The sequence below is a fragment of the Jannaschia sp. M317 genome, from assembly GCF_025141175.1.
In the GTDB taxonomy this organism is placed as follows: domain Bacteria; phylum Pseudomonadota; class Alphaproteobacteria; order Rhodobacterales; family Rhodobacteraceae; genus Jannaschia.
The window spans coordinates 1,697,172-1,721,878 of the sequence record NZ_CP081155.1 but is presented as its reverse complement, the minus strand read 5'-3'; the positions used below and the strand labels follow the sequence as shown (position 1 = coordinate 1,721,878).

Below are 24,707 nucleotides of genomic sequence, written 5' to 3'. Positions count from 1 at the left end.
TTATTTCACGGCTCCGAATGTGAGGCCCCGGACAAGCTGTTTCTGAGAGAACCAGCCGAGGATGAGGATCGGCGCGATGGCCATGGTGGAGGCTGCGGACAGCTTGGCGAAGAACAGGCCCTCGGGGGACGAGTAGCTGGCGATGAAGGCCGTGAGCGGGGCCGCGTTGGCCGCCGTCAGGTTCAGCGTCCAGAACGCTTCGTTCCAGGCCAGGATGAAGTTCAAGAGCAGCGTCGACGCGATGCCGGGCACCGCCATCGGCGTCAGGACATAAAGGATCTCTTCCTTCAGAGAGGCCCCGTCCATGCGCGCCGCTTCCAGGATCTCGCTCGGGATTTCGCGGAAGTAGGTGTAGAGCATCCAGACGATGATCGGCAGGTTGATCAGCATCAGAACCACGACCAGACCGATCCGCGTATCCAGGATGCCCAGCTTGATGAACACCAGGCTGATCGGATACAGAACACCCACCGCAGGCAGCATCTTGGTCGAGAGCATCCACAGCAGGATGTCCTTGGTCCGGGCAGAGGGCACGAAGGCCATCGACCAGGCGGCGGGCACCGCGACGATGATCCCCAAAAGGGTCGAGCCGCCGGCGATGATGACCGAATTCCACAGGAACTTCATGTAGCCGGAGCGGTCCTGCACGACCTGGTAATTTTCGAACGTCCAGTCGAAGAACAGGAACACCGGCGGGTTGGAGATGGCCTGAGCCTCGGTCTTGAACGAGGTCAGGATGGTCCAGAGGATCGGAAAGAACAGGAGTAGTCCGATCCCCCAGGCGGCGGTGGTTGCGATCGCCTTGCGGCGGGGTGTGACGGCGCGGGCCATGTAAATTCCCTCCTCAGGCGTCCAGGTTCTTGCCGACGATCCGCATCAGGAAGATCGCGACGATGTTGGCGACGATGACAGCAAAGATGCCGCCGGCGGATCCCAGGCCGATGTTCTGGCTTTCGACGATGCGCTGGAACACCAGGTAAGACAGGGTTCGTGTGCCGAAGGCGCCGCCGGTGGTCACAAAGATCTCGGCGAAGATCGACAGCAGGAAGATGGTCTGGATCAGCACCACGATGGTGATCGCCCGACCCAGGTGCGGCAGGATCAGGAACCAGAAACGGGCCAGCGGCGGGGCCCCGTCCATCTCGGCGGCCTCCAGCTGTTCACTGTCGAGCGACTGGATCGCGGTCAGCAGGATCAGCGTGGCAAACGGCAGCCACTGCCAGGACAGGATCAGGATGATCGAGAACAGCGGCGATTGACTGAGGAAGTCATGGGGCACCGCCCCGAAAAACCGCCAGATGTGACTGAAGATCCCGTTGTTGGGGTCCAGCATCATGTTCTTCCACACCAGCGCGGACACTGTCGGCATAACGAAGAAGGGCGAGATCACGAGGATGCGGACGATGCCCTGCCCCCAGATCGGCTCGTTCAGCAGCATCGCAAGTAGGATGCCCAGCGCCACCGTGATGACAAGGACCGCCGCGACCAGGATCAGCGTCGTCTGGACCGAATCCGCAAAGGACGATGAATTCCAGAACCTTACGTAGTTCTCGAACCCGACCCAAGGCTCGAACACGCCGCGCAGGGGGCGGTAGTCCGAAAAGGAAAAGTAGAGCGTCATTACCAGCGGCACCAACATCCACCCCAGAAGGAGCGTGACGGCGGGTGCCATCATGTAGCGTGCTGCGGTTCGGGAATGTGCGGTTGCCATGCCGTCCTCCTGCGGAAGACCGACCTCGTCGTCTTCCGTTGCTGCGGGTGTGCCTACGAATGTCGCGGAAAATGCGCGGTCGCGTAACCGGCGTGTCCGGGGGGCGGGTGTACCGCCCCCCGGAGGAAAGGATCAGTAGCCTGCGGCTTCCATCTCTTCGGTGGCGATGGCCTGCGCCTTCTCCAGCGCTTCCTCGACGGTCTGCTGACCGGCATAGGCGGCCGAGAATTCCTGACTGACCAGGGTGGCGATGCCCGCGAATTCCGGGATGGCCGCGAACTGGATGCCGACGTAGGGCGACGGATCCACGGTGGAATCGGCCGGATCGGCAGAAAGGATCGAATCCAGGGTCATCTGTGCGAACGGCACTTCCTGGTAGTTCGGGTTGTCATAGAGCGACTGACGCGCCCCCGGAGGCACATTGGCCCAACCTTCGTTGGCGGCGACCATTTCGATGTAGGCCTTGCCGGTGGCCCATTCGATGAACTCTTTCGCGGCGTCGGCCTTTTGCGTGCCGGCCGGAATGCCCAGCGCCCAGGCCCAGAGCCAGTTGGAGCGCTTGCCCAAACCGGTGTCGGGGGCCAGTGCGAAACCAACGGAGTCAGCGACCTGGCTGTCGTTGGGGTTCGTCACGAAGGACGCCGCCACGGTGGCGTCGATCCACATGCCGCACTTGCCCTGCTGGAACAGGTTCAGGTTCTCGTTGAAGCCGTTGGTGGCGTATCCGGCGGGACCGGATTCATCCATCATACCCTTGTAGAAGTTGAGCGTGTTGGCCCAGGCCTCGGTGTCGAACTGGGGTTTCCAGTCCATGTCGAACCAGCGTGCGCCGAAGGAGTTGGACATGGCCGTGATGAACGCGCCACCCTCGCCCCAACCGGCCTTGCCACGCAGGCAGATGCCGTATTGCTCGTTGTCCTTGTCGGTCATCGCCGCAGCCGCTTGACGGACGAAGTCCCAGGTGGGGGCGTCGGGCATTTCCAGGCCCGCAGCTTCCATCAGGTCGGTGCGATACATGATCATCGAGGATTCGCCGTAGAACGGCGCCGCATAAAGCGTGCCCTCATGGCTGAGGCCGCCGGCCATTGCGGGCAGGATGTCACCCACATCGTAGTCGGCGGACAGATCGTCCAGCGGCACCAGCCAGCCGTTCGCACCCCAGATCGGGGCCTCGTACATGCCGATGGTCATCAGGTCGAAGGCACCGCCCTTGGTGGTGATGTCCGTCGTGACGCGCTGGCGCAGCACGTTCTCTTCCAGGGTCACCCATTCAACCTGGTGACCGGTCTTTTCGGTGAAGTCGTCGGTGTAGCCCTGCATGCGGATCATGTCGCCGTTGTTTACGGTCGCAATGGTCAGCGTCGTGGCATGGCCGTCAGCCGCCGCCGTCATGGCCAGGCCAGCCGAAAGGCCAACCCCCACAGCAGTGCCGAGCAGTCTTTGTGTGATTGTCATCGTAAACCTCCCTTTACGCGTGTAAACTTTTACCCAGCGAAATGAACGCGCGTCAACAAAAAGTTTTCAGATCGCCCCAAACAGGTGCGCGCACGCGAAAGAACCGCGAAGTTTCAGGCGGATTCACGAACTTTCAATGTGCCATCGAACAGCGTCACCTCGGGCACGTCGGTACCCTTGTCGCCGCGAATCTTTGCAATCAGGCGGGTCACGGCCCGGTTTGCGATGGCATCGAGGTCCTGGGCGACCGTGGTCAGGGACGGCACGGTAAAGGGACACAGCGGATAGTCGTCATGCCCGGCGATCCGCAGCCCGCCTTCGCCCTGTCGACCAGGTGTCAGCCCATGTTGACCAGCGGCACGCAAGGCCCCGATGGCGACGCGGTCGTTCACGCACAGAATGGATCGATCCAGCAGATTGCCGCGCCCGAATTCCGCAGCCAGCACCGCATTGCCGTGCCCCTCGTAGGGGTCATCGCCCAGGGCCCTTTCGCCGATGATCGTCGGCTCCAGCCCCAGTTCGCTCATGCGACGCAGATAGGCCCGTTCGCGCCCGATGGCGTTGAAGTTCCCGGGCGGCATCGCAAGATAGACCGGCGCCTCTCCGCGGCGTGCAAGGTAATCAACGATCAAGCCAGTGCTTTGATCGTGGTTGGTGCCGACATAATCCACATCCGGAAGGGTTTCCGGCAGGCTGTCGATCAAGACGAAGGGCAAACGCGCCGCCAGTCTGGCATGAACCTCGGGGTCGGTCTGATTGCCCAGCGGGGCAACAATGGCGCCATCCACGCTCATCGACATCAGGGTTTCCGCGGCGCGGGCCTCGATCTCTGGGTCGGAATGACTGCTTTGGGTGATGACCGTAAACCCCTGGGCCATGGCCGCCACCTCGACCGCTTGCAGCAGCTTGGTAAAGAAGAGGTCGTTGAGATAGGGGATGACCACGCCGATAATGCCCGTCGACTTCCGGTTCATCCGGGTCGCGAAAAAGTTCGGGACGTAGTCGATCTGCTCCAACCCTTGCCGGATCTTGGCGACGGTGGTGCCGCGCACGCTTTCCGGGCTTTGGAAATAGCGCGACAGGGTCGGGCGTGACACGCCGATCAACGCCGACAGCTCCTGCATGGTCTGCACTTGCCGCCGTCTCTGACGCTCGTCTGGTTTGTCGGTCATCGATGCCCCCTTTCCGATCTGCGCCCGCCTTAGAAGAAACCAGCGACAATCCAAAACTTAACGCGCGTAACTTTTATGGGGCAAGTTTTTTCCCTCCGGTGCCCTTTGACCGCCCTGCCCGGCGGCCCGTGCGGGGTGCGACCCCATCGGTGTCTCACCTGTTTCGCACGGGTAACGGGGCCCCGGTCGTCGGGTTTTATTTGCCAAGCCCGCCCCGTTGCGCCAGCTATCAGGCCTCAGAACACCCTCAGGGAGCCCCTCATGAAAACCGCCCAACACTACCTCGCCGATGCCAACGCCGTCGTGACCCGCATTCCCGGGGCCGAGGCCGTGCCGCTGCATGGCTCCGACGCGGTCTTTGTCGATGTCCGCGACAGCGCGGCCATCGCGCAATCCGGCACCATCGCCGGTGCGCTCCGCGTGCCGCGCGGCTTCATCGAATTCGCAGCCGACAGCGAAAGCAAGTTCCACAACCCCGCCCTGTCGAAGGACGCGAACCTGCATCTGGTCTGCGGTGCCGGTGGTCAGGCCGCGCTGGCGGGCAAGACGCTGAAGGACATGGGCTTCGGCAAGGTGACCAACATCGGCGGCATCGCCGAATGGAAGGACGCGGGCGGCCCGATGGAGGATTGACGCGCTACTGCGCCGTCACGTCGTGGCCATAGAGCCAGTCGTAGCGGCGCAGCAACGCCCCCGGCGCGACCGCGCCCGCAAGACGCAGCCCGGCATGCGCCACATGCCGGGACAGCCCCCGCAGATGGTAGGCCCGCGCGTTGCCCGCCGCTGCCGCCAATGCCCGGGTCACCCGCGCACGCCGCAGCGCCTCGTATCCGGTCGGATCCTCCAGCATCCGCGACACCAGCCAGGCATCCTCCAGCGCCAGATTGGCCCCCTGCGCCAGAAACGGCAGGGTCGGATGCGCGGCGTCCCCGATCACGGTGCACCCGCCACGGGTCCAATCGGGCGTCACCCCATGATCCATAAGACCCCAGAGGTTCACGGTCTCGACCCTGTCCAACAACGCCCGCACTGGCGCGGCATAGCCGTCAAAGGCGCGGCGCAGGTTTTCCGGATCGTCGGTCCGTGACCAGCCATCGGCGGTCCAGTCCGCCCGCTCCTCGACCGCGACGATGTTCAGCAGCCGCCCGTCGCGCAGTGGATAAAGCACCAGATGCCGCCCCGCGCCCACATGCACCTGCGCTTCGGCGGGCCAAGTCTCGACCGGAACGGTTGCGCGCCAGGCCACCTGCCCCGTGAACCGCGCGGCATGATCCGGCGAGACATAGCGCCGCGCAGCACCCCGCACGCCGTCCGCCCCAATGACCCGCCCCGCAGGCCACAGGCGACCGTCGGCCAGGCGAAGGCCCCTATCCTCCAGCCCGGCCACCTCTGTGTTCAGATGCAGCGTCACGCCATCCAGATGGGCGGCCAGGGCGGCGATCAGATCGGCGCGGTGAACCAGGCGAAACCCTGGACCCAGCGGCATGCGCACAAGGCTGCGGCCCGTCGCCCCGTCGATCAGATGGACGGCCCGGTTGTCGATGCCGGGAACCTCGACCCCCAACGCACGCAACACACGCATCCCGTTCGGCGCAAGCTGCAGCCCCGCGCCGACCTCGGTCAGGGCGGGGGCCTGTTCGATGATTTCGATGGAATGGCCCGCGCGGGCGCAGGCGATGGCGGCCGTCAGCCCGCCGATACCGGCCCCGAGGACCGTGACGACATCGGACGCCCCGCGGGGGCGCCCGGTTTCGGTGTCGGCCACGCGCTCAGTCGTCGCGATGCACCTTTTCACGACGCTCATGCCGCTCCTGCGCTTCCAGCGACAGGGTGGCGATGGGCCGGGCGTCCAACCGCTTGAGAGAGATCGGATCGCCGGTCATCTCGCAATATCCGTACTCTCCTTCGTCGATGCGACGCAGGGCCGAATCGATCTTGGCGATCAGCTTGCGCTGCCGATCCCGCGTGCGCAGTTCCAGCGCGCGATCCGTCTCTTCCGAGGCGCGATCGGCGATATCGGGAATATTCCGAGCGGCGTCCTGCAACCCTTCGATGGTCGTCGCCGTCTCGTCCAGCAGATCGGCCTTCCAGGCGAGCAGCTTGCGACGGAAATACTCCGTCTGCCGCTCATTCATGAAAGGTTCGTCTTCTGCCGGAATGTAGTCGTTCGGTAGAAAGGTCTCGGCCTTCATTGATGCGCTCCCACTCGCAGGGTCCGCCTGGCGACCTGTCTGGTCGCAAACGGTCCCGCCGCTTATGGGCGCGGATTACATGTTCCCCGGGCCGATGTCACGCCCTTGCAGTGCATTGGTTGCGCAGGCGTGATCGGCTGTTACCTTGCACGGCGATTGATGACGGAACGGGGACGATCCATGCGTTTTGAAGGCACCCGCGACTATGTCGCGACCGATGATCTGCGCGTGGCGGTCAATGCTGCGATCACGCTGCAGCGCCCCCTGCTGGTCAAGGGGGAACCGGGGACCGGCAAGACCGAGCTGGCGCGTCAGGTCGCCACCGCGCTGGGCGTGCCGATGCTGGAATGGGCTGTGAAATCGACCACGCGGGCGCAGCAGGGGCTTTATGAATACGACGCCGTCTCGCGCCTGCGCGACAGCCAACTCGGCGATGCGCGGGTTCACGACATCTCCAACTATATCCGCCGCGGCAAATTGTGGCAGGCGTTTGATGCGGACGACCGCGTCGTCCTGTTGATCGACGAGATCGACAAGGCGGATATCGAGTTCCCGAACGATCTTTTACAAGAACTCGACCGGATGGAATTCCACGTCTACGAAACCGGAGAGACGATCCGCGCCCGCCACCGCCCGATCGTCATCATCACCTCCAACAACGAGAAAGAGCTGCCGGATGCCTTCCTGCGCCGCTGCTTCTTTCACTACATCCGGTTTCCGGACATCGACACGCTGCGCGCCATCGTCGAGGTTCATTTTCCCGGTATTCAGCAAGCCCTGCTGACGGCCGCGTTGACGCAGTTCTACACGATCCGTGATCAACAGGGGTTGAAGAAGAAACCGTCGACTTCCGAGGTGCTGGACTGGCTGAAGCTGCTGCTGGCCGAGGATCTGACCGCAGAGGATCTGAAAGCCGATGCGAACACGGCCCTGCCACGCCTGCACGGAGCTTTGCTGAAGAACGAGGCCGATGTGCATCTGTTCGAACGGCTGGCTTTCATGGCACGCGGCGGACGCTGACCCCCGAAAACAAAGCGACCCCCGCCGAGCAGATGCTCTGACGGGGGCCGCGTGCCGCAACGCACCTCGGGAAGGGAAACCGGGGAGGGGAGTGAAGCGCGTCGCACGGTCCGGGCGGGGGAGAAGCACCCGGACCGCGATGGGCTGGCTAGTTGATCAGTCGTCCAGTTCGCGCTGACGCTCGATCTCGGCGAAGATGTCGGCGTTGTAGGCCGGGGTCGTGGCGACCAGCGTTGCACCGTTCTGGCCGGTGAAATCGTTGGCCACGTCGGCGTCCGAGTTGAACAGGGCGAAGACCGCGCCCAGGCCACCCGAGCGGCTGGAGACAACGACCCGGTCGCCATCCAGGTTGATCAGCGAAACGGCGTCGTTCGCGACGTCCACGTCCTGGTTGAAGTGCGCGATGGCGGCGGCAGCGCCCGATCCGACCTGAGCAGAGGCGGCACCGGTCAGAGCGGCGGAAGCGACGAGGGCGGAGATGATGAGGGTTTTCATAACGTTAGTCCTTTTTCGGTGGACCCTGTGGTTGCGGCGGGCCCGTTTGGGTTTGATGCGGGGCGGTGTGTTTTGCCCTGCTGATGAACCCTATTTGCGCCTTGCGGACCTGACATTCAACAAACGAACCCGTGAGTATCACGCGATAAACGTGCACATATGCACAGACACATCTCCGCCCCGCACCCCCCTCACGCCCGCGCGACGAGGCCTCACGCGGGCGTTATCGAACCCTGCGAAACCGCAACAAATCGGAGGGGGCAGGTCGCACATCTCTGCTCTGGATACGTTCGGATGAAGAGCCGCTTCGCGCCCCTGCCGGAAAACCCGCCACCGGGCGCGCAAGGCCAAGCAAGATCGCGCACGCCCAAATCCCGCCACATTGCAGCCCTAGCGTGACACAAAACAAGAAGACGCGGGGCAGTCGTCATGGAATCGGAAACACTCACGCTGCGCGGCGTGACGAAAGGCGACCGCGCGGCCTGGGCTGCGCTCTGGGCCGACTACCTCGCGTTTTATGAAACGACACTGCCGCCCGAAGTCTACGAGACCTCTTTCGCCAACTTGCTGTCTGATGACCCGAGCACGTTCCAGGGCAGGTTGGCCTGGCTGGGCAAGACGCCTGTGGGTCTCGTCCATTGGGTCTACCACCCGCATATGTGGCGACCCGAAGGGACCTGTTACCTGCAGGACCTTTTCACCGCCCCGGCTGCGCGCGGCCGGGGCGTCGCCCGCGCCTTGATCGAGGCGGTCTATTCCGATGCAGACGCCCGCGGGACGCCGCGCGTCTACTGGCTGACGCAGGAATTCAACTACGCGGGCCGGATGCTCTATGATCGGATCGGGACGCGGACGCCCTTTATCCGCTACGACCGGCCAGCGGTCTGATGTTGCGCGCGCTTCTCATGGCCGGGGCCACGGCGCTGGCGTCCTGCGCGCCCACGGGGCCCGCGCCAGAGGCGACGCGCGCCACCGTGGCCACGGTGCGCGAGGCCCTGCCCGCGCCGCGCCATTTCACCGGAACGCCCGCCGCGCGTATCCCCGTGCAGCCCAATGGTCAGTTGGCGCGCGATTTCATGGCGCTCAGCTTTCAGCTGGAAACCGGTCGCGCGCTGCCCGTGCTGTCCCGTTTCGAAGGACCGATCACCGTTGCCGTAGAAGGCACCCCGCCTGCCACGCTGGGCCCTGATCTGGATGCCCTTCTGGCGCGTTTGCGCAGCGAGGCCGACATCGACATCACCCGCGCGTCCAAGGGCGAACGGGGGTCGATCACCGTGACCGCCCTGCCCCGCGCGACGTTGCAGAAGGTCGTGCCAGGGGCCGCCTGTTTCGTGGTGCCCCGCGTCAGCGGTTGGGACGACTATCAGGCCAAGCGGTTCGGCGCGGAAACCGACTGGACCACGCTCAAGACCCGCAACCGGGCCAGCGTCTTTCTGCCCGCCGACGTGTCCCCGCAGGAAATAAGGGACTGCCTGCACGAGGAAATCGCCCAGGCGCTCGGCCCGCTCAACGATCTCTACCGATTGCCGCATTCGGTGTTCAACGACGACAACATCCATGTCGTTCTGACCGGCTACGACATGCTGATGCTGCGGGCGACCTATGCCCCGACGCTCCGGTCCGGCATGACCCAGGAAGACGTGGGCGCAGAGTTGCCAGCGATTTTCGCCCGGATCAATCCGCGCGGGGCCCGCGCCGATGCCGTCACGACACCCGAAAGCAGCCTGGACTGGCAGGAGGCGCTGAAAGGCGCACTCAGCCCGGTCGGCAGCGACCGGGCCCGGCTGGCGGCGGCACGACAGGCCACGGCACTGGCGCAAAAGGCGGACTGGCAGGACGGGCGACTGGCGTTTTCGCACCTGGCAAAGGGCCGCGCCGCGCTGGCGATGTCCCCCGACGAGGCGATCACGGCCTTTCTGGAGGCCGGCACGCAGTTCCGCGCCCTGTATGGTGACGGTATCCACGCGGCCCATGTCGCGGTCCAGATGGGGGCCTTTGCCCTGACCACCGGACAGGCGGAACAGGCGTTGCGCATCCTCGACCGGGCCATCCCTGCCGCGGACGACGCCCAGAACGCCGTGCTGCTGGCGACCTTGCTGTTGCTGCGGGCCGAAGCGATGGAAATGCAGGGGGCCCGGTCCGAGGCGGCCCGTACCCGACGCGAAGGCCTGGCCTGGGGGCGCTATGCCTGGGGCGACGCCGTTCTGGCGCGACGCATGGCCGAGGTTGCGGCCCTGACACCGGGGGCGTAAGCACGGGGCATGTTACCGATCATCACAGCCATTCTCGGCGCCGTCGCAGGCGCGTTCTTTGCCCGCAGCCGCAAGGGCAACGGCTTTGACATTGCGCAATATGCCGCCGTCTGGGCGGTCATGGGCGGCTTGCTGGGCCTGCTGGCCCTGATCGTGCTGGTGCGGATCTAGGATGTTCCTGCGCTTCTTCGAGGCGCTGCGCGGGGCCGGGGTTCCGGTATCGCTGCGCGAACACCTCGCCTTTCTGGAAGGCATGGCCGCCAACATCGTCATCTACGACGTCGAGGGTTTCTACTATCTGGCGCGCACCGCGCTGGTGAAGGACGAGCGGCACATCGACCGGTTCGACCGCGCCTTTGCCGCGACCTTCGAAGGGTTGGGCGACATCCCCCTGCAGGATGTGCTGGAGGCGATGGACCTGCCGCCCGACTGGCTGGAAAAGCAGGCGGAAAAACATCTGACGCCCGAAGAACGCGCCGAGATCGAGGCGTTGGGCGGCTTCGACAAGCTGATGGACACGCTGCGCGAGCGGCTCAAGGAACAGCAGGGCCGCCACCAGGGCGGGTCGAAATGGATCGGCACGGCAGGCACCAGCCCCTTTGGTGCCCATGGCTACAACCCCGAAGGCGTGCGCATCGGGCAGGACAAATCCCGCCACCAGCGCGCCGTCAAGGTCTGGGACCGGCGCGAGTTCCGCAACCTGGACGACGACGTCGAGCTGGGCACCCGCAACATCAAGGTCGCGCTCAAACGCCTGCGGTCCTGGGCCCGCGAGGGCGCGGAGGAGGAGCTGGACCTCGACGACACCATCCGTTCCACCGCCAAGGCGGGCTATCTCGACGTCAAGACGCGGCCCGAGCGGCGCAATGCCGTCAAGGTTCTGCTGTTTCTGGACGTCGGCGGATCCATGGATCCGCATGTGAAGGTGGTGGAGGAGTTATTTTCCGCCGCGCGCGCCGAATTCCGCACCTGCGAATACTTCTATTTCCACAACTGCCTGTATGAAGGGGTCTGGCGCGACAACCGCCGTCGCTGGAACGCGACCACGCCGACGATGGAGGTGTTCAACACCTACGGCCCGGATTATCGCGCCATCTTCGTGGGCGACGCCTCTATGTCGCCCTACGAGATCGCCTATCCCGGCGGTGCAAATGAACACTGGAACGAGGAAGCGGGCCAGGTCTGGCTGGAACGGGCGCGGACGCAGTGGGCCTCGAACCTCTGGATCAATCCCCTGCCCCGCCCCCATTGGGACCATACCCATTCCGTTCGCATGATCCGCGAGATCTTCGAGGATCGCATGGTGCCCATGACGCTGGAGGGGCTGAGCGCGGGGATGCGGATGCTGACGCGCTAATCCCGCGTCCCGTCCAGCAGCGTATCGGCCAGGTGGTCGCCATGCAGCACGCTGACATCGCCTGTCGTTTCCAGCACCACGGCCCGCACCTGTGACAAATCCAGGGCGTTCGCCTCGCGCAGCTTGGCGCGCACCTCCGCCTCGGTCACGCGCGCTTTCCTCAGGTTCGCAGACAGGATCTGCCCGTCGCGCATCAACAACAGGGGGACGTTGTCCGTCACGTCCTGCATCCCCGCCACGTGCACCCGTGCCCAACCGATTCCCCACTGCACCGCGAACAGCGCGGCCATCGCCGCCGCCCCCTGCCACCACACGATCGCGGGGTCGAGAACCGTACCCGCCAGAACCGACCCGAAGGACACGGTGACCGCAAAGTCATAGGACGACATCTTTGAAAAGGCCCGCAAGCCCGAGAGGCGCACGCAGACCACCATCAAGGGCACGAGCAGAACGGCGTCGAGAAATGGCGTGGACCAGTCGGGCATGAAATACCTCCTGCCAAAATGACGCGCCGGGTCGCCGTATGGTTCCCAAAGCGTCCCTTCGGCCCCATATTCACGACCATGCTCAAGCTTTCCGCCATCCTCTTGCCTCTTGCCTATGGTGTGGTCCTCTGGCTCTTTTCCGCCTGGCGGCTGAAAAGGCAGATGGATGCAACATCGACGCCCCTTGCCGATCCGAAGCTGGAGGCTGTTCTCGCTCCCATGGCCCGCGTCCTGGGGGTGGCACGGATCAAGGTGCAGGTGCATGAAGTCGCCCCCGTCAATGGTCTCGCCGCACCGGATGGACGGATCTTCCTGACGCGCGGATTTCTGGACAAACACGCCAGCGGTGCGGTCACATCCGAGGAGCTGGCCTCGGTCGTGGCCCATGAACTCGGGCACGTGGCGCTGGGCCATGCCCGGCGGCGGTTGATCGATTTTTCGGGGCAGAACGCGATCCGTGTGGTGCTGGCGGGGGTTCTGGGCCGTCTCTTGCCCGGCGTCGGCCCCTATGTGGCCAATGCCCTGGCGTCCCTGGTCGCCGCGCGCCTGTCGCGACAGGACGAATACGAGGCTGACGCATATGCCAGCGCCCTGCTGGTCAAGGCCGGCATTGGAACCGGCCCGCAAAAATCGCTCTTCACCAAATTGTCCAGGCTGACCGGCATGGGGGGCAATGGCATGCCCGCCTGGCTTATGAGTCACCCGAAAACCGAAGAACGTATCGCCGCCATCGAGGCGTTGGAGGCCCGCTGGCAGATCGAGAGCTGAGAACGCCCGGCTTGGCACGACCGGGCCCGCTCTGATAGGCCGGGATCAGGACAGGTAGCGGAGAGATCGTGATGTCGTTCCTTTCCGCGCTTGGCGATCCGATCCTGCCGATCTTTGCGATTCTGGCCTTCGGCTATGTCATTGGGCGCGCTGGCAAGTTCGACCTGGCGGCGGCACGCACCCTCAATTGGTTTGCGATGACGGTGCTGGTGCCGATCGCAGTGTTCAACCTGCTGGCGCATGCGCCCCTGTCCGAATTGTCGGGCCGCGCGTTGCTGATCTATTCCGGGATGCAGGCGGCGCTCTTTGCGCTGGGCTACCAACTGTCGCGTCGTCTGTTTGGCATCGGGCCAGCCGAAGCGGTTCTGTTGGCCTACGCCGGGATCTTTGCCAACACCTTCTTCTACACGCTGCCGATTTCGCGCCTGCTGTTCGGCCCGGATCAGATCCTGCCGGTGACGACGGTGGTCGTGCTGGATTCGACCGTGTCCTTTGCCGGGGTGATGATCGTGTTGCAGGTTCTCAACCAGGGCAGCGCGTCACCGATGTCGATCCTGCGGATCTTTGCGCGCACGCCCGCATTGCTGGCGATCTTCGCGGGTATGATGCTGGCGATGGTCGGAATCGGCCTGCCGGGGGCGGTCGAAACCTTTCTCGATTTCAACGGTGTGGCGGCGGCCCCTGTGGCGTTGTTCGCGCTGGGCGTGATCCTGTCGGGCACGCGATTCACGCTGGATGGCGCGGTGGCGAGCGTGGTGGCCATAAAACTGCTGGCCCTCCCGGCGGTGGTGGCCTGGGGTCTGTGGCTGGGCGGCGTTCCGGAATCGGATGCGCGGGTCTTCACCTTTGCCGCAGCCGGTCCCGCCGGGGCCATGGCGCTAAGCCTTTCGGTCCTGCACGGCGTCCCGTCGGACCGGGTGGCACAGGTTCTGGTGTGGACCAGCCTGCTGACGCTCCTGACCCTCGCCGCGCTGGCCTGAGCAGAGGCGAACCTTCGATCGGGGCTGCCGAGGGCGCGGCGGGGGCACAGGCCAGATCAATCGAAAGATCGACATGTCAGCTGCCGCAGGCCAGAGTTTTCGAAAACTCTGGTCAAATCCTTCGAAGGATTTGATCGCCCGTCGCTCTGGCATCCCTCGCCCGCATGCGGCATCACCGGGGTATGACACCGGATATCCTCTGCATCGGCTCGGTCCTTTGGGACATCATCGGCCGCTCCAACGCACATATGGACAAGGGCTCGGACGTGCCTGGCCGTATCAAGCGGCTGCCCGGCGGCGTCGCGCTGAACATTGCCATGGCCGCCAAGGCCTATGGGATGACGCCCGCGCTCTTGTCAGTCGTGGGCCGCGATGCGGAAGGCGATGAACTGGTCGCCGCGCTTGACCGTATGGGGCTGGTGACCGAGACGCTGTATCGATCCGACGATCTGCCGACAGATGTCTATATGGCGGTCGAAGGCGGCAACGGGTTGATCGCCGCCATCGCCGATGCCCACTCGCTGGAGGCCGTTGGCGACAAGATCCTGCGTCCCCTGTCCGGCACCCTGGCGGGCTGGGACGGGCCGGTGGCCCTGGACGGCAACCTGACGGCGGATCTGCTGTCGCGCATCGCCTCGGATGGCCGTTTTGCGGCGATGGATCTGCGTATCGCACCCGCATCGCCGGGCAAGGCGGAACGCTTGCTGCCGTTTCTGGCCCACCCATCCGCCACGCTTTACGTCAACCTGGAGGAGGCGGGGCTGCTTTTGCACCGCCGCCAGACCGACGCGGCAGAAGCGGCAGAGGCGCTGCGCGCCCGCGGGCTGTTCCGTGCCTTGGTGACCGATGGACCGCGTCTGGCCGCCTGCGCCCATCTGGGCGGCGTTCACGCGCACCGCCCGCCCGAAGTCATGGTGACCCGCGTCACCGGGGCGGGCGACACCTTCATGGCCGCCCATGTCGCCGCCGAACGCCAGGGGGCCGATGCCGACACCGCTTTGCAAAAGGCCGTCGCGGCGGCGGCGACCTACGTGTCGGGCGATACCTATTGATCCCGGTTCTGCGGGTGGCCCGGGCCAGCGACGACCTGGACGGGATGCTGGCGTTCTATATCGACGGATTGGGCCTGTCGGTTCTGGGACGATTTGCGGATCATGACGGGTTCGACGGAATCATCCTGGGGCACCCCAACGCCCCCTGGCATCTTGAGCTGACCCATCGGCGCGGCCACCGCGCGCCGCCCTCACCGGGCGCGGAGAGCCTGCTGGTTCTCTATCTGCCGGACACAGATATGTGGCGCGCGGCCGTCGCCCGAATGGACCGCGCGGGGTTCACCCCGGTTCCGGCCGAAAACCCCTATTGGGACCGGGCCGGTCGCACCTATGCCGATCCCGAAGGCTGGCGCATGGTCTTGCAGAACGCGGCCTGGACCGTCTGATCCGGCCGTTGTTCCCAAGATGCCAGAGTTCCCGGCATCCTGCCCCACGCGTAAGCAAAGGCACGCTGCGGCATCTGTCGGACCAGCTTCGCCTTGTTGTCCAGAAGCCCGCCACCTATGTCGTTAAGGACTCGGACCAGGCGGACCAGAAACCAAATGCAACTCGGTGACGACTCGGTACCCCGCCCGCAACGGGCGGGCCTTTTTACCCGGTTGAGGAACAACTTCCTTACCGGCCTCATCGTCATAGCGCCCATCGGCCTGACATTCTGGCTGATCTGGTCTGTCATCGGCTGGATCGACAGCTGGGTCCTGCCCTTTGTGCCCGCCCGCTACCGCCCCGACATCTGGCTGTTGAACCAATTCGACATCGACCTGGACATTCGCGGCATCGGCGTCGGCTTTTTCCTGCTGTTCACCCTTTTGGTCGGCTGGCTGGCCAAGGGGCTGATCGGGCGGTCGATCCTGCGTTGGTCCGAAAACCTGGTGCAGACGATGCCGGTCGTCCGGTCTGTCTACAGCGGTCTCAAGCAGATCGCGGAGACGATCCTGGCGCAGGACCAGTCCAGTTTTGAAAAGGCCTGCCTGGTCGAGTATCCGCGCAAGGGCATCTGGGCCATCGCGTTCATTTCAACGACGGCCAAGGGCGAGATCAAGGCCCGCGCAGGGGCCCCGATGATGTCGGTGTTCTTGCCGACGACACCTAACCCGACCTCGGGATTCCTGCTTTTCGTGCCCGAAGAGGATGTCATCATCCTCGACATGTCGGTCGAAGACGCGGCCAAACTGGTGATCTCGGCGGGTCTCGTCTATCCGTCCAGCCAGGTGCCGGATCAAGTGCCCGCAGGCGCAACGGTGGTGCGTTGAGCCCTTTGCCCAGCGGCTGAAGGGACCGACGCGCGGGGTGCGATCAGAGTTTTCGAAAACTCTGATCAAATCCTTCGAAGGATTTGATCTCGCCTGGGCCGATCAAGCATCCAGATCCGCGACACGTGCTGCGAAATCCTCGCCGCGCCGCTCGAAGCTGTCGTATTGGTCGAAACTGGCCGCCGCAGGGGCCAGCAGCACCGTGTCCCCCGGCACCGCTTCCGCTGCCGCCGATTGCACCGCCGTTGCCATGTCGGTGCAAACCTCGACAGCAATCCCCGTCCCCAGTGCCAGGGCAAAGGCCTGCGCCTCGCGCCCGATGACATAGGCCTTGGCGACCCGGTGCAGATGCGGATGCAACGCGTCCAGTCCTCCGTCTTTTTGCAGGCCACCACAGATCCAGCGGATCCTGTCGAAGGCCTGCAACGCTTGCGCGGCGGCATCCACATTGGTTGCCTTGGAATCGTTCACGTAAGCCACGCCTGACCTGTCGGCGATGTGTTGCGACCGGTGTGGCAAACCCGGATAGCTGCGCAGCCCGGCCTCGATGTCGCGGGGACTGAGGCCAAGGGCACGCGCAGCCGCCCAGGCGCAACAGGCGTTCTGGTGGTTGTGCCGCCCCGGCAGGCCCGGAATGTCACGCAGATCGACCGAGGCCACCTGTCGTCCCTTGCGCATCTCGGCCAGCCAGCCCTTGCGCGCGGTCACCTGCCATCCCGGCCCCGACAGCTTGCCGGTCGACACGCGGATCACCCGGTCATCGCCCTGCGCCTCCTGCAATTGTCCGGCGAGAAAGCGGCCCTCGACCTCATCCACACCGATGATCGCACGGTCCGGTCCCCCCTCGGCGAACAGCCTGCGCTTGGCCGCGAAATAGCCGCCGTAGCCGCCGTGCCGATCCAGATGATCCGGCGAAAGATTGGTGAACACGCCCACATCCGGCGTAAGCGACCGTGCCAGTTCGGTTTGATAGCTCGACAGCTCCAGCACGACGATCTCTTCTTCGCCGCCCAGATCCAGATCCAGAACACCGCGACCGATATTGCCCGCCAGATGCGCGGTGCGCCCGGCCTGGGTCAACACGTGGTGCAACAGGGCAGAGGTGGTTGATTTGCCGTTGGATCCGGTGATGGCGACCACGCGCGGCGGGGCCTCTGCCCAGCCGAGCGAACGGAAGAAAAGCCCGATGTCATTGTCCACGGCCACGCCCGCGTTCAGCGCGGCGGCGATGGCCGGGTGCGGTGCCGGGTAAAGGTGAGGGATGCCCGGACTGGTCACCAGGGTCGCGACGCCGTCCAACGCGCCAGCCCGCGTGGGATCACGCAATTCGAACCCCTCCGCCTCGGCTGCGGCGCGGCCCGCGGCCCCGTCGTCCCAGGTCAGAACCGTCGCGCCGCCCGCGCGCATCGCGCGTGCCGCCGTCAGGCCGGATCGCCCCAGTCCCAGCACCATGACGGTCGCGCCCTCGAATCCGCGCACCGGAATCATTGGGTCCGCTCCGTCGCCATTTCCCAGCCAAAGCGGCGCATCTCGTCCCAGCCGCTGTCGCCCAACGGCGCGGCGCGCCCGGCGCTGCCGTCGCCATAGCCCTGCACCACCGGCCAGGCCAGGATCGCCAGCCCGAGGGCCAAGGCAAAGGCCCCGTAACGCGCACCGCGCTGGTTCAGGGACAGGGGGTTCTCGCCGCGTTTGGCCATGGAGCCTCCGAAGGATTGTCGCGCCTCAGATGACCTGTTTGCGGGTCCGGGTTCAATGCCCCTTGGTTGCCTGGCGCAGCTTCTGCAGGGTGTTCCAGTTGCGCGCGGTTCCCGGGCCAACCAACCGGGTCAGCCGCGCACCCGTCAGCTTTGACCGCCCCACCCCCGCCACGTAGTCGATCCAGACCAGCCGCCCGTCGGCCAGGATCCGTTCCGGCCCCGGCCAATCCGGTGTGACCGTGGCCCGGGCCGTGACATGGAGCAGGAGATGACCCGGCCGGACCTGCACCGCATCCGCAAAGGGCACGGCATCGATGGCCTGCGCCACCTCGTCCGGGTCCAGAAGATAGACGGCCCGATCCACGCCAAACGTCGCCAGAACACCCGTGACGATTGCAGACAGATCGGGCGCAGGCAGGTCACTGTCGCAGATCAGGTTCCCGGTCGCCAACAGGGTCGACACCCCCTGCACCCCCGCCGATTCGACCCCCGCGCGCAGGTCGGCCATCGACATCTTTGCATGGGTCGCGGCCCCGATACCCGCGACCAGGACGATCCGCCTGGTCACCCTGCACGCCTGATTGCGACGCGCGCCGACACAGGTGTCACCGCACCTTCAATGTGGCCAAGCCGACCAACGCCAGTATCAACGCGATGATCCAGAACCGGATGACAACCTGCGGTTCGGCCCAGCCCTTTTTCTCGAAATGATGGTGGATCGGGGCCATCAGAAAGACCCGCTTTCCGGTCGCCTTGAAATAGAGGACCTGAATGATGACCGACAGCGCCTCGACCACGAACAACCCGCCGATGATCGCCCAGACCAGTTCATGCTTGGTCACAACCGCCACGGTGCCCAGGCCCCCGCCCAGGGCCAGGGACCCGGTGTCGCCCATGAAGACAGCCGCGGGCGGCGCGTTATACCACAGGAAACCCAACCCCCCACCGATCAGACCCGCGGCGAAGATCAACAGCTCTCCGGTCCCGGGCACGTAATGCACGTCCAGGTAATCGGTGAAATCGACCCGACCGACCGCATAGGCAATCACGCCCAGCGTGCCCGCGGCGATCATGACCGGCATGATGGCCAACCCGTCCAGACCGTCCGTCAGGTTCACCGCATTGGCCGAGCCCACGATCACGATCATCACGAAAGGCAGATAGAGGATCAGCCCCATGTTCCACAGAACGTCCTTGAACACCGGAAAGGCCAGCGCGCCCGACAACTCGGGCGGATGGGTCCAGACGGCGACGAGACCAGCGGCAAGGGCAATCAGAAAGCCCAGCGCCAGACGCACGCGCCCGGGCACGCCCTTGGTGTTGCCCGCGCTGACCTTGGCATAGTCGTCGACGAACCCGATGGCCCCGAAACTGATGGTCACGCCCAGCACGAGCCAGACATAGGGGTTGTCGAGCCGCCCGAACAGCAGGGTCGACACCGTGACGGCGCCCAGGATCAGGACGCCGCCCATGGTGGGGGTGCCGGCCTTGGCGAAATGCGTCTCTGGCCCGTCGTCGCGGATCGGCTGGCCCTTGCCCTGCCGCCGACGCAAGAGATTGATCAACGGCTTGCCGAAGATGAAGCCGAACAGCAACGCCACAAAGAACGCGCCCCCCGCCCGCACGGTGATGTAGCGGAACAGGTTGAAGACGTCGCCGCCGTCCGAAAATGTTGTCAGCCAATAGAGCATCTGCGTCCGTCCTTCGTCATCCGGCTTCGCCAAGGGCGCGGAGCCCGTCGACCAGAACGGCCATTTGCATCGAAAGCGACCCCTTCACAAGAACCGCGTCGCCCGGCTGCACCATCTCTCGCAAGTGTGGCGCCATCGCATGGGACGTCTCGGTGTGATGGCCCCGTTGGGTGGCAGGCAAGGCGTCATGCAGCGCGCGCATCAGCGGCCCGACGGTGTGGACCTGGTCCAGCGCGTCCATCGCGCCATGGTCCGCCAAGGCCGCGTGCAGGGCGGCACCGGTTGGTCCCAGCTCTTTCATGTCGCCCAGAACGGCGATGCGGCGGGCCCGGCGGGGCACCTCGGTCGCGGCCAGCAGATCCAGCGCCGCGCCCACCGATGCGGGGTTGGCGTTATAGGCATCGTCGATCAGATCGACGGCGGGCTGGTCCGGGTGCAGGATGACGGCATGCCGTTTGCCGCGCCCGTCGGGCGGCGTCCAATCGGCCAGGGCGAGGGCGGCCTGCGCCACATCCGCGCCCGCCGCATGGACCGCCGCCAGCACGCCCAGCGCGTTCAGCGCGAAATGCGCACCCGGTGCGCCGACGCGGAACATCAGGGGGCCATCGGGTGTCTCGGCTGCACAGGTGGTGGCATCGGGGCCCGCGTTGACCTGCGAAAGCAGCCAGTCGCCCGTGGTGCGTCCGAACGACACCGTTCCCGCCTGCGCCAGGATGTCCGACACCGGCAAATCGGCATTCCAGATCGCCGCGCCCCCCGGCCTCAGCCCGGAGAAGATCGCCGCCTTTTCGCGGGCGATGCCGGGCAGACCGTCCTCGAACGCCTCCAGGTGGACGGGGGCCACCGTGGTCACCATCGCCACATCCGGTGCGGCCTGATCTGCAAGCGGTGCGATTTCGCCCGGATGGTTCATGCCGATCTCGATCACGGCGAAATCGGCGTCAGCCGGGATGCCCGCCAGGGTCAGCGGCACGCCCCAATGGTTGTTGAAGCTTTTGATGGCGGCGTGAACCTTGCCCTGCGGGACCAGAACGTGACGCAGCATTTCCTTGGTAGAGGTTTTGCCGACACTGCCCGTCACCGCGATGACCCGGGCCGTGGTGCGCGCCCGCGCGGCCCGGCCCAAGGCCTCCAACGCGGTCTGCACGTCGTCCACCAACAACAAGGGTCCCGCGTCGCAGCCGTCGGGCACGCGGGACACCAGCGCGGCACCCGCCCCCTTGTCCAAGGCCTGTGCCACGAAATCATGCCCGTCGCGCGCCGCCTTGAGCGCCACGAACAGATCCCCCGCCTGGATCGAACGGGTGTCGATCGACAGGCCCGTCACGGACCAATCCCCGATGGCACGCCCGCCGGTCGCCTCGGCGGCCTCTGCCGCAGTCCAGAGCGTCATGCCCGTCCCTCCAGCGCGGCGACGGAAATCGACGCCTGTTCCACATCGTCAAACGGCAAGACCATGTCGCCCACCGTCTGCCCCGTCTCGTGGCCCTTGCCCATGATCAGCAGGGCGTCGCCCGGCTCCAACAGACCGGCGCCCCGCAGGATGGCCTCGGCCCGGTCGCCTATTTCAATGGCCTCCGGCGCGCCCTGCTTCACGGCGGCACGGATCGACGCGGCATCTTCGGAGCGGGGGTTGTCGTCGGTGACGATGACAACATCGGCGTGATCCGCCGCCGCCTGCCCCATCAGGGGCCGCTTGCCCCGGTCGCGGTCGCCGCCCGCGCCCACGATCGCGATGATCCGCCCCATGACATGCGGGCGCAGCGCCGTCAGCGCCGTGGCCACGGCGTCCGGCGTATGGGCGTAGTCGACAAAAACCGCAGCCCCGCCAGCTCGCGTCGCGGCCAGTTCCATCCGGCCGCGCACGCCACGCAACCTGGGCAGCGCCGCGAAGACCTGCGCCGGGTCCTCGCCGCCGGCGATGACCAGCCCCGCAGCCAGCAGCGCGTTCGCCGCCTGGAACCCGCCAATCAGATCCAGCCGGGCGGACACCGCCCGGTCCTGCCAGCGGAACAGAACCTCCTGCCCGGTTGCGTCGAACCGCTGGCCTGTCAGGCGAATGCGCGCCGCCTCGTTGGCCCCGACGCCGATGACCTCCTGCCCGCGGCTTTCGCAGGCGGCGGCCAGATCGGGGCCATGGGGATCGTCCAGATTGATGACCGCCACGCCGTCACCGGGCAAAAGCCGGTCGAATAGCCCCGCCTTGGCGGCAAAGTACGCCTCCATGGTGCCGTGATAATCCAGGTGATCCTGCGTCAGATTGGTGAACCCCGCCGCCGCCAGACGCACCGCCTCCAGCCGCCGTTGATCGAGCCCGTGGGACGAGGCCTCCATCGCGGCATGGGTCACGCCTGAGCCCGCCATGTCAGCCAGCAGGCGGTGCAGGGTGATCGGTTCCGGCGTGGTATGGGCCGAAGGTGCGTGAAAGGCCCCTTCGACGCCGGTGGTGCCGATGTTCACACCAGCCAGGCCCATCGCCTCCCAGAGTTGACGCGTGAAACTGGCAACCGACGTCTTGCCGTTGGTGCCCGTCACCGCGACCATGCAGTCTGGCTGCGCCCCCGCCATCAGCGCGGCGGCAAAGGCCAGCGCGGCGCGCGGATCCTCGACCGTGATCGCCGTGGCGCCTTCGGGCAGCATCGCCGCGCCTGCGGGATCGGTCAGGACCGCCACGGCACCGCGCGCCAGCGCATCGCCCGCAAACCGCGCGCCATGGGTGGCAGAGCCGGGCAGCGCCGCAAACAGATCGCCGCTCCGGACCTTGCGATTGTCTACGGCCAAGCCGCCAACCAGCAGGCCCTCGGGACCGGTCAGACCAAGTTCAGACAGAGTTTTGCTCATGCGTGCCCCCTTGCGCGGGTGACTTATCGCGCGTGGCGCGGGCCGTCCATCAACGGGCAGCCGCCTGGGTCAGATATGCGCCGAATTCGTCACGGCCGGGATCGAAGTCAGGCCGCAATCCCAGCAACGGCGCAACCCGTGCCACCAGTTCCGAGGCGACGGGCACCGCCGTCCAGCCCGCCGTGCGGCGATCCTCGCCCGCGGCGTGGATTTCGGGTTCGTCCAGGGTGACGATCAAGACGTAATCTGGATCGTTGGCCGGAAAGACGCTGGCAAAGGTCGCGATCACGGTGTTTTCCTGATAGCCGCCCACTCCCGGCTTGTCTGCGGTGCCGGTCTTGCCACCGACCTGATAGCCCGGCACCTCACCCATCGAGGCGGTGCCGTTCAAAACGACCTGGCGCAACATATGGCGCGCCTCGGCCGAAACGCGTGGCCCCACGACCCGGGGCCCGGGCCGGGGTGGTTCGCTGCGCGCCAGAAGCGTCGGCGTCACCCGCGTTCCCCCATTGAGAACAGAAGCATAGCCGACCGCCAGATGCAGCGGAGAGGCCGACAGGCCGTGGCCATAGCTGACCGTCGCCGTGGTGATGTCGGGCCAGCGTGGCGGCACGATGGGCTTGGCGCCCGGTGCCTCGATCAGCTCGACCGGGGTCGGCTCGAAGAACCCGAGGCTGCGCAGAAAGTCCTGCTGCCGTTCCGCCCCGATGGCCAGGGCCATGCGCGCCGTGCCCCGGTTCGACGATTTGCGGATCACATCCGCCACCGACAGGCGCGGGCCATAGTCGTGGAAGTCGCCGATCGGATGACGATTGACCCGCAGCGGGCCCGAGGTGTCGATCATCGTCCCGGCGTTGGTCAGGCCCAGTTCAAGCGACTGCGCGGCAGTGAATATCTTGAACGTCGAGCCGAGTTCATAGACGCCCTGCACCGCGCGGTTGAACAGCGGGCTATCGGCCTGGTCGCCCTCGGTTGCCGGGCGGGGCCGGGAATTCGGGTCGAAGTCAGGCAAAGACGCCAGCGACAGGATCTCTCCGGTGTGGATGTCCATCAAGACGGCTGCCGCCCCCTTGGCGTTCATCAGCCGCATGCCGCCGGACAGCACCTGTTCCACCGCCGTCTGAACCGTAAGGTCCAGCGACAGGCGCAGTGGCGCACCTTCCTGCGCCGGATCGGACAGATAGGCATTGAAGGTCTTTTCGATGCCCGCGATTCCCTTGATCTCGGCGGCGCGGACGTCCTGGGCGCCATACCGGGCACCACCAAGGACATGAGCCGCCAACGGACCGTTCGGATAAAGCCGCATTTCGCGTTGTCCGAACAGCAATCCCGGCTCGCCCAGATCATGCACGGCCTGCTGCTGCTCGGGAGAGATGTTGCCCTTGAGCCAGAAGAACTTGGACCCGGAGGTAAAGCGCCGCGCCCAGGTCTCGGCATTCATGTCCGGAAAGATCGCGGCCAACCCTTGGGCGGCGGCCACGGGATCGACCATCATGTGCGGTTGCGCATAAAGCGCGGTTGCCGTGACGTTCGTGGCCAACACCCGGCCTTCGCGGTCGGTGATATCGGCCCGCTCGTTGACGATTCCCGCCCCGGACAGGCCCACGGTCGTGGGTTCCCGCGCCTCCGAGGCGGCGATGGCCCCCATCTTGATCCCGATCACCATGAACCCGAGCACAAAGCAGGAGGCCGTGAATTTCAGCCGCCGTTCCGCCCGCATGCGGGCCCGTTCTGGGTTCTCGCGCGGGATGACAGGTTTCGGCGCAGGCGCGCGCGGGACTGTCGGCGCGACGGGAACAAAGGGGTCTGTCGGTTGCTGGCGTGTGGGGCGGCGAAAAATCATGGCAGCTGCTCTCCGTCGTCGGCCAGGCTGGGCGGTGCGATCATGCGCGGCTGCGCGTCTGCCCCGTAGGCATGGTTCATGATGATGACCTCGGACAGGGCGTCGTCCAGCGGCGTGCTGTTGGCCAGCTCCGGGGCCCAGTCGGGCGCTGCGGGCAGCGGATAGCCGACCTGCTCGGTCAAGGCGAAATGATCCGACGACAGCGCCATCAGGCCCAGCCGCTCAAAGTTCATTTCGGCCAGGGCATGCAGACGGTCGGGCCGGTTCAGATAGGCCCATTCCGCACGCAGCATCGACAACTCCTGATGCCGCTCACCGATCTGGCGTTGCAGGCGATCAACGGCGCGTTCCGTCTCGCGGGTTTCATACCCTTCGCGGTAGGCCCAGAAGCCCAGGGCGACAACGGCGAACACGGACACAGTATAAAGCAGACCACGCATGGC

The 24,707-nt window shown here is 65.6% G+C and carries 27 protein-coding genes; 11 read left to right on the top strand and 16 right to left on the bottom strand.

The features are described 5' to 3' along the window. The 4 genes from K3551_RS08850 to K3551_RS08835 form a co-directional block, all read right to left on the bottom strand. Positions 1-831: a carbohydrate ABC transporter permease gene (locus tag K3551_RS08850; protein ID WP_259919315.1), complete on the bottom strand. Its 831-nt coding sequence runs from the start codon at positions 829-831 to the stop codon at positions 1-3. Between the two features lie 13 nt (positions 832-844). Then, positions 845-1,711, bottom strand: coding sequence for a carbohydrate ABC transporter permease (locus K3551_RS08845; protein ID WP_259919314.1), 867 nt, complete (start codon positions 1,709-1,711; stop codon positions 845-847). A 132-nt stretch (positions 1,712-1,843) separates the two neighbouring features. Next, positions 1,844-3,103 (bottom strand): sugar ABC transporter substrate-binding protein, encoded by a 1,260-nt coding sequence (locus K3551_RS08840; protein ID WP_259919537.1) that lies wholly within the window; start codon positions 3,101-3,103, stop codon positions 1,844-1,846. 176 nt (positions 3,104-3,279) lie between these two features. Then, a complete protein-coding gene (locus K3551_RS08835) occupies positions 3,280-4,338 on the bottom strand; it encodes a LacI family DNA-binding transcriptional regulator (protein ID WP_259919313.1) in 1,059 nt (352 codons plus the stop codon). 261 nt (positions 4,339-4,599) lie between these two features. Here K3551_RS08835 and K3551_RS08830 point away from each other — a divergent pair, with 261 nt between their 5' ends. Continuing rightward, positions 4,600-4,971, top strand: a complete 372-nt coding sequence (locus K3551_RS08830) for a rhodanese-like domain-containing protein (RefSeq protein ID WP_259919311.1) — start codon at positions 4,600-4,602, stop codon at positions 4,969-4,971. Positions 4,972-4,975: 4 nt separating this feature from the next. Here K3551_RS08830 and K3551_RS08825 read toward each other — a convergent pair whose 3' ends face one another. Both K3551_RS08825 and dksA read right to left on the bottom strand, forming a co-directional pair. Next, the gene (locus tag K3551_RS08825) at positions 4,976-6,142 is read right to left on the bottom strand and encodes an FAD-dependent monooxygenase (RefSeq protein WP_259919309.1); all 1,167 of its coding nucleotides are present in this window, start codon (positions 6,140-6,142) and stop codon (positions 4,976-4,978) included. Continuing rightward, the gene (gene dksA, locus K3551_RS08820) at positions 6,108-6,530 is read right to left on the bottom strand and encodes an RNA polymerase-binding protein DksA (protein WP_259919307.1); all 423 of its coding nucleotides are present in this window, start codon (positions 6,528-6,530) and stop codon (positions 6,108-6,110) included. The genes K3551_RS08825 and dksA overlap by 35 nt, the downstream gene beginning before the upstream one ends. A 180-nt stretch (positions 6,531-6,710) precedes the next feature. Here dksA and K3551_RS08815 point away from each other — a divergent pair, with 180 nt between their 5' ends. Then, positions 6,711-7,550 (top strand): MoxR family ATPase, encoded by an 840-nt coding sequence (locus K3551_RS08815; protein ID WP_259919305.1) that lies wholly within the window; start codon positions 6,711-6,713, stop codon positions 7,548-7,550. Positions 7,551-7,706: 156 nt separating this feature from the next. Here K3551_RS08815 and K3551_RS08810 read toward each other — a convergent pair whose 3' ends face one another. Continuing rightward, positions 7,707-8,045: a hypothetical protein gene (locus tag K3551_RS08810; RefSeq protein WP_259917093.1), complete on the bottom strand. Its 339-nt coding sequence runs from the start codon at positions 8,043-8,045 to the stop codon at positions 7,707-7,709. A gap of 429 nt (positions 8,046-8,474) precedes the next feature. Between K3551_RS08810 and K3551_RS08805 the strand changes: the two genes are divergently transcribed. From K3551_RS08805 to K3551_RS08790, 4 genes are read left to right on the top strand one after another with little or no spacing between them, the layout of a single operon-like run. Then, positions 8,475-8,933, top strand: coding sequence for a GNAT family N-acetyltransferase (locus K3551_RS08805; protein WP_259919303.1), 459 nt, complete (start codon positions 8,475-8,477; stop codon positions 8,931-8,933). Beyond that, positions 8,933-10,297, top strand: coding sequence for a DUF2927 domain-containing protein (locus K3551_RS08800; RefSeq protein WP_259919301.1), 1,365 nt, complete (start codon positions 8,933-8,935; stop codon positions 10,295-10,297). The genes K3551_RS08805 and K3551_RS08800 overlap by 1 nt, the downstream gene beginning before the upstream one ends. 9 nt (positions 10,298-10,306) lie before the next feature. Then, entirely contained in the window at positions 10,307-10,468 is a 162-nt protein-coding gene (locus K3551_RS08795) for a hypothetical protein (protein WP_259919299.1), read from the top strand. Between the two features lies 1 nt (position 10,469). After that, positions 10,470-11,654, top strand: a complete 1,185-nt coding sequence (locus K3551_RS08790) for a VWA domain-containing protein (RefSeq protein WP_259919297.1) — start codon at positions 10,470-10,472, stop codon at positions 11,652-11,654. Here K3551_RS08790 and K3551_RS08785 read toward each other — a convergent pair. Further along, on the bottom strand, positions 11,651-12,139 hold the full coding sequence (locus K3551_RS08785; protein ID WP_259919295.1) for a DUF421 domain-containing protein: 489 nt from the start codon (positions 12,137-12,139) through the stop codon (positions 11,651-11,653). The two genes, K3551_RS08790 and K3551_RS08785, sit on opposite strands and share 4 nt — an antisense overlap. 78 nt (positions 12,140-12,217) lie before the next feature. On the opposite strand from K3551_RS08785, the gene K3551_RS08780 reads away from it, so the two are divergent. The 5 genes from K3551_RS08780 (at position 12,218) to K3551_RS08760 (ending at position 16,192) form a co-directional block, all read left to right on the top strand. Then, on the top strand, positions 12,218-12,907 hold the full coding sequence (locus K3551_RS08780; RefSeq protein WP_259919293.1) for a M48 family metallopeptidase: 690 nt from the start codon (positions 12,218-12,220) through the stop codon (positions 12,905-12,907). Positions 12,908-12,978: 71 nt separating this feature from the next. Beyond that, complete coding sequence (locus K3551_RS08775) at positions 12,979-13,887, top strand: AEC family transporter (protein ID WP_259919291.1); 909 nt, start codon at positions 12,979-12,981, stop codon at positions 13,885-13,887. 182 nt (positions 13,888-14,069) lie between these two features. Continuing rightward, positions 14,070-14,939 (top strand): PfkB family carbohydrate kinase, encoded by an 870-nt coding sequence (locus K3551_RS08770; RefSeq protein ID WP_259919289.1) that lies wholly within the window; start codon positions 14,070-14,072, stop codon positions 14,937-14,939. After that, positions 14,936-15,325, top strand: coding sequence for a VOC family protein (locus K3551_RS08765; RefSeq protein ID WP_259919288.1), 390 nt, complete (start codon positions 14,936-14,938; stop codon positions 15,323-15,325). Before K3551_RS08770 ends, K3551_RS08765 begins: the two co-directional genes overlap by 4 nt. A gap of 156 nt (positions 15,326-15,481) precedes the next feature. Next, complete coding sequence (locus tag K3551_RS08760) at positions 15,482-16,192, top strand: DUF502 domain-containing protein (protein WP_259919286.1); 711 nt, start codon at positions 15,482-15,484, stop codon at positions 16,190-16,192. Between the two features lie 102 nt (positions 16,193-16,294). On the opposite strand, the gene murD is transcribed toward K3551_RS08760, so the two are convergent. The 8 genes from murD to K3551_RS08720 are packed head-to-tail and all read right to left on the bottom strand — an operon-like array spanning position 16,295 to position 24,704. Beyond that, positions 16,295-17,680 carry a UDP-N-acetylmuramoyl-L-alanine--D-glutamate ligase gene (gene murD, locus K3551_RS08755; RefSeq protein ID WP_259919284.1) on the bottom strand — a complete coding sequence of 462 codons (1,386 nt, stop codon included), beginning with the start codon at positions 17,678-17,680 and terminating at the stop codon, positions 16,295-16,297. Next, positions 17,677-17,889 (bottom strand): hypothetical protein, encoded by a 213-nt coding sequence (locus K3551_RS08750; protein ID WP_259919281.1) that lies wholly within the window; start codon positions 17,887-17,889, stop codon positions 17,677-17,679. The genes murD and K3551_RS08750 overlap by 4 nt, the downstream gene beginning before the upstream one ends. Before the next feature lie 52 nt (positions 17,890-17,941). Next, positions 17,942-18,457 (bottom strand): DUF1697 domain-containing protein, encoded by a 516-nt coding sequence (locus K3551_RS08745; RefSeq protein WP_259919279.1) that lies wholly within the window; start codon positions 18,455-18,457, stop codon positions 17,942-17,944. A 37-nt stretch (positions 18,458-18,494) separates the two neighbouring features. Next, positions 18,495-19,580, bottom strand: coding sequence for a phospho-N-acetylmuramoyl-pentapeptide-transferase (mraY, locus tag K3551_RS08740; protein ID WP_259919276.1), 1,086 nt, complete (start codon positions 19,578-19,580; stop codon positions 18,495-18,497). A gap of 16 nt (positions 19,581-19,596) precedes the next feature. Then, a complete protein-coding gene (gene murF / locus K3551_RS08735) occupies positions 19,597-20,973 on the bottom strand; it encodes a UDP-N-acetylmuramoyl-tripeptide--D-alanyl-D-alanine ligase (RefSeq protein ID WP_259919274.1) in 1,377 nt (458 codons plus the stop codon). Further along, positions 20,970-22,421 carry a UDP-N-acetylmuramoyl-L-alanyl-D-glutamate--2,6-diaminopimelate ligase gene (locus K3551_RS08730; protein WP_259919272.1) on the bottom strand — a complete coding sequence of 484 codons (1,452 nt, stop codon included), beginning with the start codon at positions 22,419-22,421 and terminating at the stop codon, positions 20,970-20,972. Before K3551_RS08730 ends, murF begins: the two co-directional genes overlap by 4 nt. Positions 22,422-22,470: 49 nt before the next feature. Beyond that, complete coding sequence (locus tag K3551_RS08725; RefSeq protein ID WP_259919270.1) at positions 22,471-24,264, bottom strand: penicillin-binding protein 2; 1,794 nt, start codon at positions 24,262-24,264, stop codon at positions 22,471-22,473. After that, positions 24,261-24,704: a cell division protein FtsL gene (locus tag K3551_RS08720; RefSeq protein WP_259919267.1), complete on the bottom strand. Its 444-nt coding sequence runs from the start codon at positions 24,702-24,704 to the stop codon at positions 24,261-24,263. The genes K3551_RS08725 and K3551_RS08720 overlap by 4 nt, the downstream gene beginning before the upstream one ends. Between the last annotated feature and the right edge of the window lie 3 nt (positions 24,705-24,707).

Bases quoted from the DNA above. Each gene is read 5' to 3' on its own strand.
- K3551_RS08775 (WP_259919291.1), top strand. From the start codon at position 12,979: ATGTCGTTCCTTTCCGCGCTTGGCGATCCGATCCTGCCGATCTTTGCG.
- K3551_RS08800 (WP_259919301.1), top strand. From the start codon at position 8,933: ATGTTGCGCGCGCTTCTCATGGCCGGGGCCACGGCGCTGGCGTCCTGC.
- K3551_RS08805 (WP_259919303.1), top strand. From the start codon at position 8,475: ATGGAATCGGAAACACTCACGCTGCGCGGCGTGACGAAAGGCGACCGC.
- K3551_RS08790 (WP_259919297.1), top strand. From the start codon at position 10,470: ATGTTCCTGCGCTTCTTCGAGGCGCTGCGCGGGGCCGGGGTTCCGGTA.
- K3551_RS08750 (WP_259919281.1), bottom strand. From the start codon at position 17,889: ATGGCCAAACGCGGCGAGAACCCCCTGTCCCTGAACCAGCGCGGTGCG.
- K3551_RS08850 (WP_259919315.1), bottom strand. From the start codon at position 831: ATGGCCCGCGCCGTCACACCCCGCCGCAAGGCGATCGCAACCACCGCC.
- K3551_RS08720 (WP_259919267.1), bottom strand. From the start codon at position 24,704: ATGCGTGGTCTGCTTTATACTGTGTCCGTGTTCGCCGTTGTCGCCCTG.
- K3551_RS08730 (WP_259919272.1), bottom strand. From the start codon at position 22,421: ATGAGCAAAACTCTGTCTGAACTTGGTCTGACCGGTCCCGAGGGCCTG.
- K3551_RS08780 (WP_259919293.1), top strand. From the start codon at position 12,218: ATGCTCAAGCTTTCCGCCATCCTCTTGCCTCTTGCCTATGGTGTGGTC.
- K3551_RS08785 (WP_259919295.1), bottom strand. From the start codon at position 12,139: ATGCCCGACTGGTCCACGCCATTTCTCGACGCCGTTCTGCTCGTGCCC.
- murD (WP_259919284.1), bottom strand. From the start codon at position 17,680: ATGATTCCGGTGCGCGGATTCGAGGGCGCGACCGTCATGGTGCTGGGA.
- K3551_RS08770 (WP_259919289.1), top strand. From the start codon at position 14,070: ATGACACCGGATATCCTCTGCATCGGCTCGGTCCTTTGGGACATCATC.
- K3551_RS08825 (WP_259919309.1), bottom strand. From the start codon at position 6,142: ATGAGCGTCGTGAAAAGGTGCATCGCGACGACTGAGCGCGTGGCCGAC.
- K3551_RS08845 (WP_259919314.1), bottom strand. From the start codon at position 1,711: ATGGCAACCGCACATTCCCGAACCGCAGCACGCTACATGATGGCACCC.
- K3551_RS08835 (WP_259919313.1), bottom strand. From the start codon at position 4,338: ATGACCGACAAACCAGACGAGCGTCAGAGACGGCGGCAAGTGCAGACC.
- K3551_RS08725 (WP_259919270.1), bottom strand. From the start codon at position 24,264: ATGATTTTTCGCCGCCCCACACGCCAGCAACCGACAGACCCCTTTGTT.
- K3551_RS08795 (WP_259919299.1), top strand. From the start codon at position 10,307: ATGTTACCGATCATCACAGCCATTCTCGGCGCCGTCGCAGGCGCGTTC.
- dksA (WP_259919307.1), bottom strand. From the start codon at position 6,530: ATGAAGGCCGAGACCTTTCTACCGAACGACTACATTCCGGCAGAAGAC.
- murF (WP_259919274.1), bottom strand. From the start codon at position 20,973: ATGACGCTCTGGACTGCGGCAGAGGCCGCCGAGGCGACCGGCGGGCGT.
- K3551_RS08830 (WP_259919311.1), top strand. From the start codon at position 4,600: ATGAAAACCGCCCAACACTACCTCGCCGATGCCAACGCCGTCGTGACC.
- mraY (WP_259919276.1), bottom strand. From the start codon at position 19,580: ATGCTCTATTGGCTGACAACATTTTCGGACGGCGGCGACGTCTTCAAC.
- K3551_RS08815 (WP_259919305.1), top strand. From the start codon at position 6,711: ATGCGTTTTGAAGGCACCCGCGACTATGTCGCGACCGATGATCTGCGC.
- K3551_RS08810 (WP_259917093.1), bottom strand. From the start codon at position 8,045: ATGAAAACCCTCATCATCTCCGCCCTCGTCGCTTCCGCCGCTCTGACC.
- K3551_RS08760 (WP_259919286.1), top strand. From the start codon at position 15,482: ATGCAACTCGGTGACGACTCGGTACCCCGCCCGCAACGGGCGGGCCTT.
- K3551_RS08840 (WP_259919537.1), bottom strand. From the start codon at position 3,103: ATGACGGCGGCGGCTGACGGCCATGCCACGACGCTGACCATTGCGACC.